We start from the raw sequence: 19,488 nt of genomic DNA, 5'->3' as shown, positions 1-19,488 counted from the left end.
AAAACGTCCTTGATAAGGTTTTGACGCCTACTCCTTCCAATTATTGGTACAACTGTGTACCAATGTCTTGTTAAGTATAATCTGTAGCTCTGGATTGTCAATTCAGCGCCTCAAAACGCCGCCGACGGTACCTGGCCACAACCATCAACAGAAGGCCCGCAGCCACACAGCCAGCCACAAAAACGGGAGTGAGGCCTATATCGATGCCCGTATCAGCTAAGTCGGAGCATGGATCCTTGCTCCGGCCGACGGAATGAGCTGGCAGGGATTTATCTGACCCTGCAGAACCGGACGCGGACCCTTCATGACCCGTCGGAAGCGCATTCCCGCCCTGATCAATCACATCGTCGGTTTCATTCTCCTTTTCTGGCACACCTGTCAGAGACACGTCATCCACATCCAGGGTCTGGCCCGAACTGCCAGAGGCCACAATAGTGATCCTGGTCTGCCCACCAGTCAGATCAACTGGCAAGGAGGCCTGCCTCCAGGCTGCTCCAGTGGAGGCTGCCAGATCGATTTCCGAGGTTTTCCCGCTTGATTCAATTGCAATCCTGGCCCGATCCATGCCTTTGGGGTTCGCATAGGAGAGTTTAAGAAGGAAGCGGCCCGCGTGCAGGGGAACGTGTCCCGCCGCACCCAAATCCTGAACGATTGAAGCGCTGCGGGATCGTCCTGGGGCGAACCGCAGGTTAAAGTCGCCCACTCGTCCATAGCCATCGGCTACATTGGTCACAGCATCTGGATTGACCCGTCGCCATCCGGCGATATCGTCAATCAACTTACCGTCCTTATCCTTATACCCCTGCTCGCCTACCGCAACCCTGTCCGCTTCGAAGGAGCCGTTGAGCACGTAATCATTGGCATCGTCAATCGACCAAAGGCCAGTGCCTGCATCCAACTTCCACCGGCTCATCGAATTGAAGCGAGGCGTGCCTGAATCATCGAAACTCAGCGGATTCCACTGGTTGTAGCCAAGCCCATTGCCCGCAAAATCAGCCCATCGATCGCCGCAGTGGATGACGGTCTCTGCCCGGCTGCCATGCAAGGTGTAGTAAAAACCGGTCTGAGTGATGTGTCCGAAATCGGTTTGGCTGCCATCCATGATCACAGTCCGATTGACGGGCTGATATGGGCCGAAAATATGATCCGCTACCTGAAAATGGATTCGGGAAGCATCCCACCCAAACAGATCGGAACCAGCCAGATAATACCGGCCAGCATGCTTGAAAAGCGCATTGCCTTCGCGCCCGAAGCCCTGGTAGAGCTTGGTGGGTTCCAGCAGATCCACTCGACCGTCTCTGGCGCCTATTCTGGCTGCCCAGACACTGCTCCGGCCACTTCCATAGGAATAAATCAGATAACCCGTGCCGTCCTCATCCTGAAAGACGCTCTGGTCCCCGGTATTGCTGGTGCCCAGCCCGTAATCGCGCATGTCGATGCGCCTCTGGGCCTTGAACGGACCAGTAGGCGAATCGGCCGTAGCGATCAGCACTTTTTTATCAAACTTGCGACCGGTAGCATCCGTGGGCATCTCATGCTGGATAAGCATGGCATAGGTGTGCAACTCAGGAACGTACGCAACCCCCATTCTGCACACCCAACCTGCATGGCGACCACCGAAGTCACTGGAGAATGCATCCGCCTGCGCCCTGTCCAACGCCACGCCTTGATACCGCCAATCGGTCAGATTGCCGGATTTGTATACATCCACTGAGACGAAATCATTGCCCGTGAGCGCATGGGTAGGGTTCTGACGATAAGTTTCAGCCTGGGAGAAGTGGACACCATACCAAAAATGAGAGACCTTCCCCGTGGCAGGATCCGGAAAATCGAAAATCCCCCCGCCCTGCATATACATTGGGTTACCGTCGGCGTCATCCCAGAAACGATCATTGGCGATCAGCCCGTTCCCGCCTACAGAATCGGACTTTTGTCCCGTTTCCTGCGCGGCAACCGCCTTTGGCGCTCCGAGGGACAAACCCATAATCGTAGCCAGAGCGACAAACAGAATGGCTATTTTCCGCCATTCCAGCATGCGGTCCCGTATGTAGTGTCCATTCTTTCGTATATGTGAGCCGATATTGTCGCTCATAGCCAACCTCCCTGTTGCTTATGGTCGCGGTCATGGAACCAGAGACTGACTGGTTTCCATGTAGTTGGTACAACTGTGTACCACACCTTAATAATAGTATCACACCGTAAAGGTCGGCTCAGTGTAAACAGTCAGGCCATGAAGCTCTTCTTATGCAAATAAACCCGCACATGGCAATCTGTTACCGCTTATCAGCGCAAGGCCGGCGCTCAGCGATCCTGCGGGAGCGGCTGGCCCGGGCAGGTATGAAGAACGGCCAGCATAGCCTGTTTTTCCGAGCTGGTGACGCTCAGGGAGTACTTGTCCTTGACTGCTATCTGACGAGCCACATAGGAGCATTGATAGTCCTTGTTCTCCGGCAGCCAGTAATCGGCCGAGGCGCTCCCCTTGGCCTGGTTGGCCGGACCGTCCACAGCAAGAAGATTATAGGGGTCGTTGCCAAAACGGTAGCGATGGGCCGTATCCCACTTGCTGGCTCCTGATCGCCAGGCGTTCTCCAAGGCGACCACATGGTCAATCTGCACGGCAGAGCTGGTTTTCGGCCCTCTGACGAATTCTATGGTCCGTCCGGTGTAGGGGTCCTGCAGACGACCGCTGGCTACCTTGCAACCGCCGGGAGTCGTGGTACGCAGGTCAGTCAGGTCGCGGGTCAGCACATCCTCGCGTACGTTGCAGCCGTTTCCGTCCTCATCAGTCTCCTTGAAGCCGAAGGCCTCACGCCGGTACTGGCGGCCGGGTCGGTTTTGATCGTTCACCGTCAGGCCCTGCAGAGTCTGAGCCGCATCGCCCGTTGCCGTATATCGTCCGGTCAGCCGCCCGACACCACCGTTGACCCTAGGAAGTATCAGTCCGATGGAGATGCCTAGGACCACAGCCACTACCAGAAGGATCAGCACCCGTTCCGTAAGCGACTCGCGGCGGAAACGGGCAGGGGCGGGATTTCGCCGGAACGAACCGTACCGGCCGCGGCCTCGATACCGATATCTTCTGCGTCTCGGACCGGTCATCTACCGCCGATACCTCCTATGTCGACTGCATGCATGAATCATCCATGATAGCGTTCAGGCGTAAGCGTAGGTCATAGGGTCGTGTCCTGCACGCACGGAGGAGTCCATGGCATCGATGGCGGCATGTTCCTCAGAGGTCAGACTGAAGCCGAACAGGTCCAGGTTCTCCGCCTGCCTTTCTCTGTGTACAGACTTGGGGATGATGATGGTTTCGTTTTCAATATGCCAGCGCAGCACCACCTGGGCTGGCGTTACCCCGTGAGCCTGAGCGATTTTCTCCAGCCTTTCGCCGCCGGCTGCCAGGTCTGCGCCGCGCGCCAATGGCGAGTATGCCTGGACGGCGATGCCGTGCTTCCTGCAGAAAGCCGTCACCGTGCGCTGTTGCCAGCTGGGGTGCAGCTCGATCTGATCCACGGCGGGATACTCCCCCGTCTCCCTATGCAGACGTTCCAGATGCTCCGGCAGGAAGTTGCAAACCCCCAGTGTCCGCACCCGCCCCTCATCACGCAAGCGATGGAATGCGCGCCAGACCTGGTCGGCCCGCCAATCGAACGGGGTGGGCCAGTGGATCATATACATGTCGACATAGTCGGAGCCCAGCAGGGCCAGCTGGCGGTCGAAAGCCCTTAGAGCGCTGTCATAGCCCTGTTCGGAGTCACGCAGCTTGGTGGTCAGCCAAAGGCGGGCACGATCAGGACCACTCTGACAGCCGAAGTCCTTGAGGCCACGGCCCACGCCCCCTTCGTTTCGGTAGCCAGCTGCAGTATCGATGTGACGATAGCCCAGTTCCAAGGCAGAGCGCACCACTCCCGCGGTCTGATCATCGTCGATTCTGAGGACCCCTAGGCCAACCTGCGGAATGCGGTTGCCATCAGACAATAAAATGTCGGGAACTGCTGTCATGGTCCACACCTTCCCAGAAGGCGACCCAGCAGTCTGCCGGGCCATGCTCGCTCCATTCTAGGACCAGACACAAGCACGGTCACGATAGAACAGGCCCATGTGGACAAACCTGCCCGCCCATGCACCAGCCTAGTATTTGGTGATGCCGAAGAAGTACAGCAGATGGGTGTCGAACCAATGGTAACCAAGGTCAAACACGGGCAGGAGGCTGATCCGCATCATCATTCCGACGGAGCCCCAGGCGAAGAAGAGGGCGAGCAGGGCCAGCAGCCACATAAAGGCGCTGCAGGTTTTCCGGGTTTTGATCAACCGACGACGGCGAGTTGCTGCTGATCGAGTCTCGTACTCATGACTGGCCATAATCGTGGCCAAGGGCTCCCCCGCACTCCCAGGTGCTGTCGCCCGAGACCCCAGGTGCTCCATCTGCTCCAGGTCACGGCGGCAGTTGCGTCGGCGACGCGAAAGAAGGTACCAACCCAACAAGCAGGCTGCAAAAAGGGCCAGGAGCACCCATACCATGTAGAGGGGCGCCCCCTTGGGTCTGGTTGGAGGCACATCATCGCCAATGTAGTGCCCACGGACAATCAAGCGGTGGGAATTGATGCCATAGGGGTAGCAAGTCAGCAGGGTCACATAGTTGGAATTCTGAACAGGCTGCAGTGCACTGACATCGGTGGGCTTAATGACCTTGATTTGGTCGACCTTATAGCTCATATGACGTGTAAGCACCCGTATCTGGAAGACATCCCCCTTGCGCAGCTGGGTCAGGTTGTCGAAGAGCATGTAGCCGACCTCGCCAGTGTGCCCCGTGATGACAGCGTGAATAGTCCGGTTGTCTGTAGGTACATGGGTGGTGGCGATGTGACCAGTGCCGTCCCTGAGCACCTCATCGCTGGTACCGTGACGCACGGGTAGCTTGACATTGATCTTGGGTATATCCACGTAGGCCATCATCCCCTTGCCGTCCACATTGAGGATCTTGTAGTAGCGGCCTAGTGGCTCTTTGACTTCTGCGTACTTGAACGGGTCTCTCAGGGTGGGCTTGCCCAGTTCATCATCGTACTGCTTGGCATCATGCCACATGGCTCTGCGTTGGGCTGGCGACAGTGCGGCCACAATTTGATCATAGTTGTCCACTGCGGCGGAATTTTCGGAGTAATTGACGTAAGCAGCCAGCAACGGGTAAAGGAAGATTCCCAGACCAATCAGGAAGCCTAAAGTCTCCAGGAGCCCGAATCCCCTTCCTGACTTGGAGGCCGTTCGACCGCTCGTCTTCACCGACTGGCTGGCATTGGCACTTGAGGAGGCGGTCGCTGCCACGTGATCCGAAATTCCTTGTTGACCCTCGCCTTGGTCGGTACGTTCAGCCGCAGCGATTATCGGAGCCGACATTCGTGCTTCACCCGAAACGCTCATCGGAGTCCCTATTGCATCTGAGGCGCCCGATTGCTCTGGCCCATGACCTTCATCGACTTTCAGGGCGGCATCGGTCGACGCGACAGCGGAATTGGGAGGATAGACAGGCGGTATGTCCGTTTTTTCTGCAGGCTCACCCGCCAGGGATGCGTCATGGATGAAAGAGTTGGAGACGCCATCGCCCTTGTCATTAGCGTGAGTTGTGTCCAGAGTCACCGGGTCAGAATCCTGGTCCATTGCGTCCTTCACCATTCTGCTTTTCAAATAGTCCAGTTTGATAGTCCTTGACATGCAAGAACCGGCGGCACCTGTATGATGTCGTCGGTCCTTATGCATCCACATAGATGCCTTCGATGTCAAGCAGTGACATCATTCCGGCACTGCTATGGAGATAACTAACGCTCATCCCTGTTCCAGGATCGGGCGACCACTGCCAGATAAAGGCCCAATGCGGCCAAGATCATGAGCAGAATGCCGGGCGCCAACATGGATACACCAGTGGCTGCCAATTTCCCCGGCTCGGGGCGCACAATCGGGACCTCTTGAGACACAGTCACGAGTTTGGGGCTGATGGTCACATCATAGAGCGGATTGACATCACCCTGCTCCCGATAGAGCGGCAACTGCACGACCACAGGGTCGACCTTTACCTTTTCTCCCTTGGGTGCGGCCGCTAAAGTGACCAACCAGTACGAGGCGTGGAAGTAGTCGCCGTCAAAAACAGCGGGGCTTCCTCCAACCAGGCTAGGCGTGTCAAGATCAAGCTGTGCTCCGGTGAGCCAAACCCCTTGGGCTTTCGCTTCAGACGCATTGGTGATGGTGCCGTCCTGGTCAGAGACGCCATAATACTCAGCTGGCTGTGTCGTGTCTTTGAATGCATCCGGATTGGCAGCCACCTCTTTGCTGAGGGCTGCTTGAGCCTTATCAACACCAGGATTGCTGTCAAGCGCTTCCACTCGGCTTTTGAGAGTGGCAGCGTCCAATTTCAGAGCACGAAAGACGTAACCTGCCCCTGCAGATACAGGAGGCTTCGGCAGAATGCTATTCTGACCACCTTGAACCGAGTTTCCTTTTTTGAGCTGCACCGTCAGGGTCGGGTTGACCGTCGCCGCCTCTGCTGCCGGCGTCACATCAAAAGCAGCCAGACCTAAACAGGCCAAAGCCGCAATCAAACAGGGCAAGACCCGGTGAGCAAGGCATTTCGGCAAGGCAATTCCCTTCATAAACCTTCCCTTCCAAGGCCGCCTTTCGACGACGTGGTTACGTCGGATCCGCCAGTCCAAAAGAAATCAGACCAGCATTCCGACAGGTACGAACCGATCAAAATCCACGGTCCGTAAGAAAATGGCGGACGATTCACGGAGGAACCATCCGCCACCTGGTCACCTCATAGGATACTTGATGTGACCGTGATCATCAGGCCCTAGCAGCGTTATTACGCCGACTCCGGGCATACAGGGCTCCGCCCATGATCAGGGCGCCAACAATCAGCAGCAGCACAATGCCGCGGCCACCAGTCAGAGGCAGGGCCAATGGCGAGTCGCCTTCGGTCGTCTTGTAGTGAGCCAAGTACTTGGAGACAGCCTGGTTGTTGAAGGTCATCTTAGTCCCTGCGGGTATTTGCTCAGCAGGAGCATCGAACTTACCAAAGTTCAGCTTGGTATAATCTGGCTGAATAGTGGCGTTGCGCCCATACTCCTGAACGATCTGCGTCTCGGTTTTACCTGCATCCGCGAAAGTGATCGTTTGGAAGGGGATGCCGGGGTTGCGCCAATTCTCTGGAGTCTTGGTCTCAACCAACTGCCAGTTGACGTTCTTGACAGTCTTGTCAGCTGCCCTGGCTTCATCTCCAAAGATAGGCAGAGCCGCAAAGGTTACCAGACCTTTATTGTTGGCCGTAGCCTTGTAAAGCTGGACACCTGCTGGGGCGGCACCCTCAGCATAGAACTGACCATCCGAAGCCAGATACTTGTCTATCGAATCAGCATTCTGAACCAGACGGTATTCAGTACCGGGCAGGGCTGCAAAACTCGTGTTCGCATTCTGAACAGAGCCAAAAGCGATTGCGGCATTGGTCACATTCGTATGATCTTGTTCAGGATCCTTGGGCGTACCGTCATCATTCTTGTTCTCGCTGTAGTCAGATGCAGCGTCGTTAACCACGCCGCCGGTGCCAGTGGAATCGCCATTGGCGGTCACCTTTGCTGTATAGGTAACCTCCAACTCCATCTCCGATGTTCCGACGCCTTGTGCCTTGGAAGCACCACTGGCGGTAAAGAAGTCGAATACCCAGTAAGTCACGTCGCTCGTAGGCACATCAGCAAACATATTCTTTGTGGCGTCGTTCAGACGAGCAGGATTCTTATTAGTATTGACATCCTTAGCGAAATCATCAGCTGTCAAGTTCACAACCTTGCCGGTGGTATCCCGAATATCAGCCTGAACGGAGTCTGGATTACCCTGCAACGAGCTTGACATACGATCGGCGATCCTTACATCCTTGCCCTCGCCTTTCAGCTCCTTGACATCAAGCTTACCGTCATTCTGCTTGGGAGAGCTTTCGTTGTAGAGCTTCTGAGACAGCTTGTACGTGATCGTATCACCGGCAACTGCTGTGATTTGATTCTTCGGGTTGCCGTTAGCATCCTGCACGCTTTGCACAGTCTTAGTGAAAGATTGCTTGGTAACGTTCTTCGGATACAGGTGAAGATGGTAGACAAAACCACGAGTCTGGTTTGCATCCGTCCCATTGGTTGCATAGGGCAGACCAAAGAAGGAGTTGGCGGCGGTCTTGTACTTGTTCTGATCAAGCTTATTCGGATTCGAGGAATCGAAAGCAGGAGAATTGGCGGTGTTCTCGCTCAGAATATAGTAATGACCTTTGCCTGCAGGGAAGGTAGCTACTGTACTAGTCGGCTTCCCATTTCCATCGCCTTGGTACCAGGTGTCAATGACACCCTGACCATTGGTGACACCGGCAAATTTCGTCGTCCCGCTCTTGGCCTCCCAGGTTTCTGGGTCATCGGCCTTAATATCAGCCAAGGTCTTACCTTCGCCCTTAGGCTGAACCTCTTGAACGTTAAAGAGGATGCCCTGGGCAGGAGTGAGATTCTTCAACTTATTGCCATCAGCGGCAGAGCCGGTGGGCGCAAACCCCTCGGTCATGGACAGATACTTGGTGACCGTCAGCTGAGGGACCTTGGTTTCGTCCAGTGCGCCAGGTACAAACTGGTCCTCGCTAGTGAATCCATAGTCTTCATCGGCTGAAGCCTGAGTAACTGGCAAGACAACCATGCCTGCCAGAAGCGTAGCTCCGGCAACCGCTAAGCCTAAAAGCTTAGGGAGCCTTATCCCTTCATTATCTCGTTGCATGTGCATGCACGCATTCCCTTCTTTATTAAAAGGCACAGGATGGCCAGGCACATCTTCGCCTCCCCAACCGTTCACTTCCCCGACTCAGGGGGGTTGGCAATATGTCAACCTTTGGACATGCCACTATTCCCATTGCCTAATCATCACTGTACCGGCAAAATAAAGACAACGCAAACTGACAAGCCGAATATGCAAAGGCCCCGCCACACTGAATGGTCGGGGTCTTGCAATTTTACTTGGAGCAGGTGCTCAGTGTCGGTTGTCCAACCGATGGTAGAGCTCAGCCGCACGCAGATCGTCCTCGAAACGCCGGGGTTCGGTATTCTCGTCGATGACGGCCAGCTCCACGCCAGCTATCCGGGCGAAGTCCTCCCAAGCCTCACGGCCCACTGTAGTGGTCATGCAGGTATGGTGGGCTGCGCCGGCGCGCAGCCAGCACTCAGCCGATACCTTGAGCGAAGGCCGCGGCTTCCAGAGCGCACGGGCTACAGGCAGCTTGGCCAAGGACCCGCCGGGCTTGACCACGTCCACGACATTCATAACCAGACGGAAGCGTTCGCGTACATCCGCCAGGGAAACGACCACAGCATCGGTGCAAGGCGTAGCTGTAAAGACCAGACGCACCGGGTCCTCCCTGTCGCCGATGGACAGGGGGTGGATCTCCAGGCGGGGCCGTCCCTCGGTCAGCAGCGTGGGCGAGACCTCCAGCATGTGTGCGCCCATGATCTCCTCGTGGCCGGGCACGAAGTTATAGGAGTAGTCCTCCATGAGAGAGCAGCCTCCCTTGAGCCCGTAGCCCATGACGTTGCCGATCCGAATCAGAACCGAAGTCTTCCAGTCGCCCTCTGCAGAGAACCCGTACCCGTCAGCCATCAGCCGCTGGGCCCCCACGCCGGGCAGCTGACGCAGGCCTCCAAGATCCTGGAAGTTGTCCACGGCTGCGGTGGCGCCCACCTCTTCCATCATGGCCCGCATGCCGAGCTCCTCGCGGGCAGCCACCACCAGGGAGCCGTATCGGGAGTCCAGAAGTTCAGGAGCCACCTCATAGCTGCGCTTGTAGTCCTCGATCAGATCCTTGATCTGATCGTCCGTGACGGCGTTCACATGATCCACCAGCTCGTTGACCGGCCAGGTGTTGACGGAGACGCCGAAGACCCTCTCGGCCTCGGTCTTGTCGCCTTCGGTGACGGCGACATCGCGCATGTTGTCGCCCCAGCGGCAGACCTTCATGTTGTTGGCGGCATCCCAGCCAGCGCAGGCGCGCGCCCAGACGCCGATCTTGTCGGCAACCTCAGGGTCGGTGTAGTGGCCGACCACGATCTTGCGCGGAATTCCCAGCCTGGTCAGAATATAGCCGAATTCACGGTCGCCATGGGCCGACTGGTTCAGGTTCATGAAGTCCATGTCGATGGTGTCCCAGGGGATCTCCACATGGTGCTGGGTATTCAGCTGCAGGAGCGGCTTGCGCAGCTTCTCCAGACCCCGGATCCACATCTTGGCGGGGCTGAAGGTGTGCATCCATGCCACTACGCCGATGCAGGCCGGGTTCGACGAGGCATCGATCATGAAGTTCAGGATGGAATCCGAATCCTTCAGGGTGGGCTTGAGAACCAGCTTGACCGGGATTCGCCCCGAGTCGTTGAGGGACTTGGCGATGTCTGCCGCCTGGATGCCTACCTGGCGCAGCGTCTCCTCACCGTAGAGGTCCTGCGAACCAACGGCGAACCAGAGCTCCTTGCCCTCGAAGGGATTGTTCATGCTCATACTTGCTCCTTTGCTTATGCCTTTGTCAAGTGCTATTGCCCAGCCAGCTCAGTGCTGGCCGTAGACGTGCTGATACCGGTCATTGAGCTTGGCTATGTCAGCCGGATCGATAGGCTTGGGCGTGCCGATCTGCTCAGCTGCCCAAACCGTATGGGCGACCTCCTCGGTCATGGCCGCCGCCTTGACTGCTGCCTCCGCATCGCCTCCCACCGTGAATGGCCCATGGTTGCGCATGAGCACGGCTGGGCAGCCCGGATGATCCTTGAGGGTGTCGACCACGCCCTTGCCGATGGCCTCCGATCCGATCAGCTCGAAGGGGCCTACGGGCACGGGACCGCCGAACTCGTCGCCCATCATGGTCAGCACACAGGGAATGTCCCTGCCGGTGGCCGCCCAGGCAGTGGCATAGGTGGAATGGGTGTGGACCACGCCGTAGACCCCGGGCATGTGCCGGTAGATATACGCGTGGGATAGCGTGTCCGAGGAGGGAGTCTCAGCGCCGTCCACCACGTTGCCGTCCAAATCGGTGACCACCATGGAGCCTGGGGTCAGGTGCTCATAGCGCACCCCCGAGGGCTTGATGACCATCAGATCGGCAGAGCGCAACCGCTGCGAGACGTTACCTGCCGTCCAGACCACCAGATTCCACCTGGTCAGCTGCGCGTGCAAGGTGGCCACCTGCTCGCGCACCAGTTTCACCTCGTCGCGCACCTCGGGTGAATAATCAGCCAAGGACACCATCTGCAACTCCTTTTCCCGGCCCGATCCGCTGATCCGGCCGCTTGACGTTTCCGGTTCCCAGTCTCACCCCTGCAGGGGGATGGTCTTCACGGCCGCCTGCTCAATGGGCAGGCCCTTGGCAAAGCGGTCAAAGAAGGCTCTGAAGCCCTTCACATCGGCCGGATCCGGCTGCTCGGTCGTGGACTGAACGCCTGCAAAGACATTGGCATCCAGGTAGTCAGCCAGGGTCTGGTCGGCATGGCCCAGATAGTCAGCCAGGACGGCCATGCCCCAGGCGCCCCCCTCCACAGCAGTTGACATGACCTTGATAGGGGCGTTGAAGGCGGCGGCCAGGATTCGCTGGGCCACCTTGGGCGTGGCGAAGATGCCGCCGTGGCCGACCATGGTGTCCACCTGGACATGCTCCTGGCGGGTCATCACTTCCATGCCGATAGTGACCGGCGAGAAGGCCGAGAAGAGCTGGGCCCGCATGAAGTTGGCCAGGGTCATCCGCCCCTCGGGACCGCGCGCAAAGACCGGGCGGCCCTCCTCAAGGCCAGCCAGGAACTCCCCGGAATAGAAGCAGTAGTTGATCAGCCCGCCAGCATCCTTGTCTCCCTGGAGCGCCTGATTGAACAGGGTGGCGTAAAGCGCATCCCCCTTGAGCTCCAGACCGGCGGCTTTGGCGAATTCCCCGAACAGCCCCACCCAGGCATTCAGGTCCGAGGTGAAGTTGTTGGCGTGGCTCATGCCAGCCGGATCCCCAGCCGGTGTGGTGACCGGATCCACCTCGGGGTGGAAGTCACGCAGGGGATGCTCCAGAACCACCATGGCGAAGATGGATGTGCCCGCAGAGACATTGCCGGTGCGGGGACGAACCGCGTTGGTCGCTACCATGCCGGTTCCCGCGTCGCCTTCGGGCGGGGCCATGGGCACGCCGGGCTGCAGATTACCACTGGGATCCAGCAGGGCGGCCCCTTCTGCGGTCAGCGCGCCCGCATCGCTGCCGGCGGTCAATGGCTCAGGCAACAGGTCGTGGATATCCCAGGGCTGGGCCTGGACCTGGGGCAGCCGGGAGAAGATTTCCAGCAGGCCCTGGTCAAACTCCTTTCGAGAGGAGTCGATGGGAAACATGCCCGATGCGTCGCCGATGCCGATGACCTTGCGTCCGGAAAGCCTCCAATGCATATAACCGGCCAGCGTAGTGACGTAGGCGACCCTGGACACATGCTCTTCGCCGTTCAGGATGGCCTGGTAGAGGTGGGCGATGGACCAGCGTTCAGGAATGTTGATCTTGAAGATCTTCGACAGGTCCTCATGGGCCTGGCGGGTGTTGGTGTTGCGCCAGGTGCGGAAGGGCACCAGCAGCCGACCATCCTTGTCGAAGGCCAGATAGCCGTGCATCATGGCCGAAATTCCCATGGCGCCGATCTTGGTCAGCGTCACCCCATATTGGCGACGGACGTCTTCTGCCATGGCCGCGTAGGCCGCCCGCAGGCCCTGATGGATCTGATCCATGGAGTAGGTCCAGAGACCGTCCTCCAACCGGTTCTCCCACTCGGCATCCCCGGTGGCCAGCGTTCGGTAGTCGTGGTCGATCAGCACAGCCTTGATGCGGGTGGAGCCGAATTCGATGCCCAGGCTGGTCGCACCCTCCTGCAGTTCGCTAACGATGACGCCTTGTTCGCCGACAACCATGTCTGCTCCTTTGCCTGATATGTTAACGCTCACATAGCCTATTTGCGATTGTATCCAAGACAAGAGCATCAGGCAAGCCCGAGGGGATGCGAGCCGAGTGCGTTCAGACGCGCTTTGCTGCGTAGCCCAGAGACCGACGCTGAATCACATCCGCCTGAATCAACCCCACCCCATGATGAGTGACCGGGAAGTCCACAGCCTGCCCTTGGTGGAGCAGGGCAAGGACCTGCCGCATAGTGGCCACGCCCAGCTCCTCGAAGCGTGGACGAACCGTTGCCAGGGGCGGAAACATGTTGTCCACGGTAGGAACGTCGTCGAAGCCCACCAGACTGATGTCGCGGGGGATGCGGATGCCGTGCTCCTGCAGGGACCGGGCCACGCCCACGGCCTGATTGTCGTTTGCGGTGACCACGGCCGAGGGCAGGGAGGTACCGTTCATGCCCCGCTGATCAATGAGATGGTTCATAAGGGTGTAGGACTCACCCGCCTCCCAGCTTCGGGCATGAACCACAGCCGTCCGTATGCGGCATCGGGCGCAGGCGACCTTCCAGGAGGCCAGACGGGTGGCTGCATCCCGCCACTGCGCAGGACCAGCCATATAGAGCACTCGTCGATGGCCACGGGAGACCAGCAGCTGGGCCAGTCGCTGCACAGCGCCCCACTGGTCGATCCCGGTCATGGCGATACGGCCGTCGCCCCGCCTGCGGCTCAGGGCTTCCTCGACGCTGGTGATGCCATGGGTGGAAGTGACAATGACACGAGGCTGGCTTACCTCCACCCGACAGGCGGCCTGGAACATGGTGTCGGTAGGCGTCAGAAAGATGAAGGCGTCCACGTTCTGTTCCAGGAAGGTGCCGCAGAGCTCCTGGAATCCGGCAAGGGTGCAGGCTGACTCGTCCACCATCATGACCGACATGAACAGACCATGGGAACGGGCCACGGTCTCGATGGCCGTAATCGATGAAACAGGCCCGAAGAGACTGACGCCGCCAGCCACCAGTCCGATGGTTCGGCTGCGGCTGGATGCCAGAGCACGCGCGGAATTGCTGGGGCGGTAGCCCAGCTTCCTGATAGCCTGCTGAACCTTGATCCGCGTAGCCGGAGATACGTCCTTGGAATTGTTGATGACCCTGGACACGGTCTGGTGGGAGACCCCGGCCAGCCGGGCAACCTCGAACATGGAGGGGCGCTTGGACCGTGACCTGCCCCCGTTGCCTGCGGGCATGTGACCTTCTTCCCGATAGCCGTGTCGACCGTTCCGATATTAGCCCCTGTCAGGACCGGATGAAGGCAGATGCCAGCTGACCCGGTGCAGGCGGCTAGGCCCCAGACAGCGAATGGCCTCCAGGTGTGCTGGCGACCCGTAGCCCTTGTTATGCTCCCACTGGTAGGGGGCCAAGGCAGGATCCGAGGCGGCCAGCCGGACCATAAGATCATCACGGGTGACCTTGGCGATGACCGCCGCGCAAGCCACACTGGCGCAGTGGACATCACCCTTGACCTGGGTGGAAACCTTGGGCAGAGCCGGAAGATCGGGGGCGTCAAAACTGTCGGCGGCCGGGGTGATGTAGTCATGGGGACCGTCAAGGATGGCAGCCAGGCGGCAATCCGGCCCTAGAGCCATCCCATGCTCCAGCTCGACCAACGCACGCAGGGCAGCAATGCCCAAAGCATGGACAATGCCCCACTGGTCGATCTCATGGTTGGAACAGGATCCCACCGCCCAGCCGGCAGCCCAGTCCTCCAGGTCACGGTACATGGCCAGCCGACGCGCAGGTGTCAGCATCTTGGAATCCGCCACCCCGGCAGGGACGTTCAAATGAGGCAAGTCGGCGGATCGTATCGCCACCACGCCGACCATGGCCGGACCCGCCAGAGCCCCGCGGCCGACCTCGTCCAGGCCCAGCACATACTCGGCTCCCTGGCTCGCTAGAGCGGTCTCGGTAGCCAAGGTCGGCAGGATCCTCCGCACAGTCGTCTCAGCCCTGACTAGGCTCGGGCACGGCATTGAAAACCTTGTGCTGGTTGTTGAGCAGCTTCCAGCTGCCCACAGGGTAATAGGTCAGCAGTGCTGTGCCCTTGATGTTCTCCATGGGGACCAGCCCATGGTGGCCGTCCTCCTTGTGAAAGCGTGAATCAGCGGAGTTGGAGCGATTGTCGCCCATGACAAAGACATACCCAGGATCGACTTTGATCTTGAAGGGGAAGGAGCTGGGCTCTACGCCCGGGCGCAGATAGGAGCTCTCGTCGACAGCTACGCCATTGACGGTGACCGGGGCGCCATGACCCTTGCAGGCCACCGTGTCGCCGGGCATGCCGATAAGGCGCTTGACCAGGTGATTGCCACCGAAGCTGGGCTTGGATTCATCACCCAGCCAGTCGGCAGGGTCAGTGAAGACCACCACATCCCCGCGGCGAGGGGACACCATGGATCTGGTCAGCCTGTGGGTGGTCAGGATCCTGTCCCCGATGCCCAGGGTATTCTCCATGGAGCCGGAGGGGATGATGTAGATGCTGAACAAAAAGACACGCAGGATGACAACGACGACCACCAAGATCAGCAGCTCGAACAGGAATTCGGGCAGGAAGCCACGCTCGCCAAGTCGCGGGTGACTGCTCTTGGTGGAGTCGCGCCCATCGCCGAGGTCCAGGGCATGACGGGGTGGCACCGGGGCTGAGGTAGCCTGCTTGCCATCCGGATACCAGAGTCCTGACGGGGTCGTTTCCTCGTCCCGAAAGGCCATATTCACTCCTTGTCATCCGTCGAAACCCGCAGGCAAGTAGGCTCCTCATGCCTCATAGCGTACACACTCAAGCATAGAAAAACCCGGGAGAATTGCATCCCGGGTGTCTGCGGCCAAGCCTGGGCTGAATCGCCTTGGTCGAATTCTACTTGGCAGCCTCAGCCTTGTTGTCGCGCCGCTCGACGATGCGGGCGGCCTTGCCGTGCAGTCCGCGCAGATAGTAGAGCTTGGCACGGCGGACGCGGCCGTGACGCAGCACCTTAATGGAGTCGATCTGCGGGGAGTGCAGGGGGAAGCGACGCTCGACGCCCACGCCGAAGCTGACCTTGCGCACCAGGATGGTCTCGCGCACGCCGGAGCCCTGGCGAGCGATCACCACGCCCGTGAAAGCCTGGATACGGGAGTTGTTGCCCTCAGTGATGTTGACGTTGACCTCGACGGTGTCGCCAGGGCGGAAGTCTGGGATCTGCTCCGCAGGCTTCATGTGGCTGGCGTCAAATTCCTGAATCGCGTTCATGCTGTTCCTCCATGGCCGCCGCACATCGACCCATGACATGGACCGCACCCCCAAAGGAGGCGATCCTGGACGAACCCGACGGTCTGCCGTCGGGGGTGCCGATCCGCCGGAGCATCCGGCTGGACCTGAAAGGAAGGGAGCCCATGCGGCAACTGCCCCTCCGGCAAACAACTGTCCAATAATATACCACCAAGCGGACCTGCAGGGGCCCGGCACGACATCAGCGGCGGTGGGCCCTGTAGAAGGCGATCAGGGACTTAGTGGACTGATCCTGATCGGCCAGCGCCTGATCATCCCGGGAGATGGCCGGCGTGATCTCGCGGGCCAGCTTCTTGCCCAGCTCAACTCCCCACTGGTCGAAGGAATCGATGCCCCAGACCGTGCCCTCGGTCAGCGTGATGTGCTCGTAAAGGGCGATCAGCTCGCCCAGGGCCGCCGGGGTCAGCGCATCGCCGAAGACGGAGGTGGTCGGCCTGTTGCCGGTGAAGACCCGGGCCGGGACGATGGCCTCGGGAGTGCCCTCGGCGCGGACCTCATCGGCGGTCTTGCCGAAAGCCAGTGCCTTGGTCTGGGCCAGGAAGTTCGCCAGGAAGAGCTCGTGCACGTCCTGGTCGCCATCCTTGGCTGGATTGGGGGTATTGGCAAAGGCGATGAAGTCAGCGGGGATCAGACGAGTGCCCTGGTGAATCAGCTGGTAGAAGGCATGCTGGCCGTTGGTGCCGGGCTCGCCCCAGAAGATCTCGCCGGTCAGGCTGGTCACCGGCGTACCGTCCCAGCGCACGGACTTGCCGTTGGACTCCATGGTCAGCTGCTGCAGGTAGGCCGGGAAGCGGTGCAGATACTGGTCGTAGGGCAGCACGGCGTGCGAATGGGCGCCGAAGAAGTTGACGTACCAGACGTTGAGCAGACCCATCAGGGCTACCACGTTTCGATCCAGAGGGGTAGCGCGGAAGTAGCGGTCGACAGTGTTGAAGCCCTTGAGGAACTCCTCGAAGCGCTCCGGGCCGATGGTGATAGCCAGGGAGGTGCCCACGGCGGAATCCACCGAGTACCGGCCGCCAACCCAGTTCCAGAAGCCGAAGACGTTGTTTGGATCGATGCCGAAGTCACGCACCTTGTCCAGTGCGGTCGAAACGGCGATGAAGTGTCGGCGAATGGCTTCGGCCGAGCGGTCCTCGCCATCCTCGGACAGCAGACCGCGCTCAGCCAGGCTCTTCAGGAGCCAGGCGCGGGCTTGGCGGGCATTGGTCAGGGTCTCCAGTGTAGTGAAGGTCTTGGAAACGATGATGAAGAGCGTGGTCTCCGGATCCAGATCGCGTGTCTTCTCGGCCAGATCATTGGGATCGATGTTGGAGATGTAGCGCGCACTGATGCCTGCATCCGCATAGGGTTTCAGGGCCTCGTAGGCCATGACCGGGCCAAGGTCAGAGCCGCCGATGCCGATGTTGACCACAGTGGTGATCCGCTTGCCGGTCAGACCGGTCCAGTTTCCTGAGCGGACCTGGTCGGCAAAGGCGTAGATGCGCCTGAGGGTGTCGCGGACATCGCCCACCACATCCTGGCCATCCACAATCAGACGACCACGGTCCTCCTCGGGCCGGCGCAAGGCTGTGTGCAGAACAGCCCTGTCCTCGGTATTGTTGATGTGCTCACCGGTGAACATGGCCTCGATTCGCTCTTCAAGACCGACCTCGCGGCCCAGCTGAGCCAACAAGGACAGGGTTTCGGGCTGGATCAGATTCTTGGACAGGTCGATATAGAGATCGCCCAGCTCGAAGCTGAGCTTTTCGGTGCGCTGCGGGTCCTTGGCGAACCATGCGCGCAGATCGATCCCTTGACGCTGCATGTCGTCGAAGTGCTGGTGCAAGGCTGCCCAGGCCTTGGTGCTGGTAGCGTCCACTGGAGGATTGATGGCCATGGTTGTTCGGGTCCTTTCCTGACGTGATGCCGGGTCTGACGAGCACCCGGTTCTGTACCCCAAACTACTCACAAAAGCAGACAGAAGACAACAAAATCGGTCAATATTGTTCGACGGCTGGATTGTTTTCAGAGTATGTCGTCACGGCCGTACTGGGCCAGCTTGGCCACCATGTCCTTGACCTCTTGGCTCCGGGCCCGAGGGGCCACCAAAAGAGCGTCGGGAGTGTCGACGACGATCATGTCATCCACGCCTAGAAGGGCGACCGTGCGCTGGGCGCCGGGCACGACCATATCTCCAGCGGAATCCAGATACATGACCCGGTCGGCATCCCCCAGAATCTTGATGTTGCGTCTATTGGACGACGGAAGCAGACCTGCCACTGAATTGAAGTCACCGATGTCGTCCCAGTCGAACCCCCCAGGCACCACAGCCACGCCGCCAGCCGCCGATAGCGGCTCGGCTATGGCATAGTCGAAGGCGATCTTCTCGATGCCTGGCCAGTGCTCCTCCATGGCCTGGCTGCGGGCACGCTCATCCTGGTCCCAGACCCGGGCGATGGCCATGACCTCGGCGTGAAGCTCCGGCTTGTAACGACTCAGGCAGTCCAGGAGCACCTGCGCTTGCATGACGAACATGCCGGCATTCCATCGGTACTCCCCTGTTGACAGGTAAGCCTGTGCTGTAGAGGCATCCGGCTTCTCGACGAATTCGCTGACCAGGCGGGCATCCGGGGCCCCGGGAATGCGATCAGCCAGGGAGGGTCCTTGGTGAATGTAGCCGAAGGCGGTGGACGGACGGGAGGCGGCGATGCCGATGGTGGTCACATAGCCTGCTCTGGCCGCAGCCACCGCCTGGCCCACCGAAAAAGCAAAGGCGCGGTCGTCTCGAATGACGTGGTCGGCGGCGAAGGAGCCAACGATGATCTCTCCGCCGTGCCGCTGGGCCAGCACGGCAGTCGCCAGGGCTATGGCCGCCGTGGAATCGCGAGGAACAGGTTCGGCGAAGAGCGCATCCTCAGCCAAATCGGGAAGCTGTTGACGAACCTGGTCCACATGTCGCTGTCCGGTGGAGACGACCACATGATCAGTCCCGCAGATGCCAGCCAGCCGGTCAAAGGTGCCCTGGATCATTGTTTTGCCTGACCCCAGCAGGTCGTAGAGGAACTTTGGCCGGTCCTGGCGGCTCAATGGCCAAAGCCGGGTGCCCACGCCACCGGCCGGAATGACGGCATAGAAATCATCGAGATCCATGCTTTCATTGTGTCAAGAAGCTTGTACACCCATGACTGAAAGCCAAGGCGTTTTTATCTCGTGCATCCAGTATGATGTAGCATG

Annotated in this window: 15 protein-coding genes; all 15 read right to left on the bottom strand. The window is 59.3% G+C overall.

Translation table 11 applies throughout. The features are described from left to right. Nucleotides 1-97: 97 nt before the first annotated feature. Nucleotides 98-2,092, bottom strand: a complete 1,995-nt coding sequence (locus tag DKK75_RS01570; RefSeq protein ID WP_110451701.1) for a family 43 glycosylhydrolase — start codon at nt 2,090-2,092, stop codon at nt 98-100. Between the two features lie 209 nt (nt 2,093-2,301). After that, a complete protein-coding gene (locus DKK75_RS01565; protein WP_258333106.1) occupies nt 2,302-3,099 on the bottom strand; it encodes an HNH endonuclease family protein in 798 nt (265 codons plus the stop codon). A gap of 54 nt (nt 3,100-3,153) precedes the next feature. After that, nucleotides 3,154-4,002: an aldo/keto reductase gene (locus DKK75_RS01560; protein WP_181414394.1), complete on the bottom strand. Its 849-nt coding sequence runs from the start codon at nt 4,000-4,002 to the stop codon at nt 3,154-3,156. Between the two features lie 129 nt (nt 4,003-4,131). Then, nucleotides 4,132-5,655, bottom strand: coding sequence for a class C sortase (locus DKK75_RS01555; protein WP_181414393.1), 1,524 nt, complete (start codon nt 5,653-5,655; stop codon nt 4,132-4,134). 158 nt (nt 5,656-5,813) lie between these two features. Beyond that, nucleotides 5,814-6,641 (bottom strand): hypothetical protein, encoded by an 828-nt coding sequence (locus tag DKK75_RS01550; protein ID WP_110451697.1) that lies wholly within the window; start codon nt 6,639-6,641, stop codon nt 5,814-5,816. A gap of 193 nt (nt 6,642-6,834) precedes the next feature. Beyond that, nucleotides 6,835-8,796, bottom strand: coding sequence for a pilin N-terminal domain-containing protein (locus DKK75_RS01545; protein ID WP_110451696.1), 1,962 nt, complete (start codon nt 8,794-8,796; stop codon nt 6,835-6,837). A 243-nt stretch (nt 8,797-9,039) separates the two neighbouring features. Beyond that, on the bottom strand, nt 9,040-10,554 hold the full coding sequence (gene araA, locus DKK75_RS01540; protein ID WP_110451695.1) for an L-arabinose isomerase: 1,515 nt from the start codon (nt 10,552-10,554) through the stop codon (nt 9,040-9,042). Nucleotides 10,555-10,602: 48 nt separating this feature from the next. Then, nucleotides 10,603-11,295 carry an L-ribulose-5-phosphate 4-epimerase gene (locus DKK75_RS01535; protein WP_110451694.1) on the bottom strand — a complete coding sequence of 231 codons (693 nt, stop codon included), beginning with the start codon at nt 11,293-11,295 and terminating at the stop codon, nt 10,603-10,605. A 63-nt stretch (nt 11,296-11,358) separates the two neighbouring features. Further along, on the bottom strand, nt 11,359-12,972 hold the full coding sequence (locus DKK75_RS01530; RefSeq protein WP_110451693.1) for a xylulokinase: 1,614 nt from the start codon (nt 12,970-12,972) through the stop codon (nt 11,359-11,361). 103 nt (nt 12,973-13,075) lie between these two features. Then, nucleotides 13,076-14,197: a LacI family DNA-binding transcriptional regulator gene (locus DKK75_RS01525; RefSeq protein ID WP_110451692.1), complete on the bottom strand. Its 1,122-nt coding sequence runs from the start codon at nt 14,195-14,197 to the stop codon at nt 13,076-13,078. A gap of 39 nt (nt 14,198-14,236) precedes the next feature. Then, a complete protein-coding gene (locus tag DKK75_RS01520) occupies nt 14,237-14,980 on the bottom strand; it encodes a ribonuclease HII (RefSeq protein WP_181414392.1) in 744 nt (247 codons plus the stop codon). Then, entirely contained in the window at nt 14,952-15,716 is a 765-nt protein-coding gene (lepB, locus tag DKK75_RS01515; RefSeq protein ID WP_110451690.1) for a signal peptidase I, read from the bottom strand. The genes DKK75_RS01520 and lepB overlap by 29 nt, the downstream gene beginning before the upstream one ends. A gap of 145 nt (nt 15,717-15,861) precedes the next feature. Next, on the bottom strand, nt 15,862-16,233 hold the full coding sequence (gene rplS, locus DKK75_RS01510) for a 50S ribosomal protein L19 (protein ID WP_110451689.1): 372 nt from the start codon (nt 16,231-16,233) through the stop codon (nt 15,862-15,864). A 220-nt stretch (nt 16,234-16,453) separates the two neighbouring features. Then, the gene (gene pgi, locus DKK75_RS01505) at nt 16,454-18,151 is read right to left on the bottom strand and encodes a glucose-6-phosphate isomerase (RefSeq protein WP_110451688.1); all 1,698 of its coding nucleotides are present in this window, start codon (nt 18,149-18,151) and stop codon (nt 16,454-16,456) included. Between the two features lie 128 nt (nt 18,152-18,279). Then, nucleotides 18,280-19,404, bottom strand: a complete 1,125-nt coding sequence (locus DKK75_RS01500) for a mannose-1-phosphate guanylyltransferase (protein ID WP_110451687.1) — start codon at nt 19,402-19,404, stop codon at nt 18,280-18,282. Between the last annotated feature and the right edge of the window lie 84 nt (nt 19,405-19,488).

This window comes from Bifidobacterium asteroides, from assembly GCF_003202695.1.
In the GTDB taxonomy this organism is placed as follows: domain Bacteria; phylum Actinomycetota; class Actinomycetes; order Actinomycetales; family Bifidobacteriaceae; genus Bombiscardovia; species Bombiscardovia asteroides_G.
Note: the sequence above shows the minus strand (reverse complement) of the source record. Positions and strands in the feature narration are given on the sequence as shown.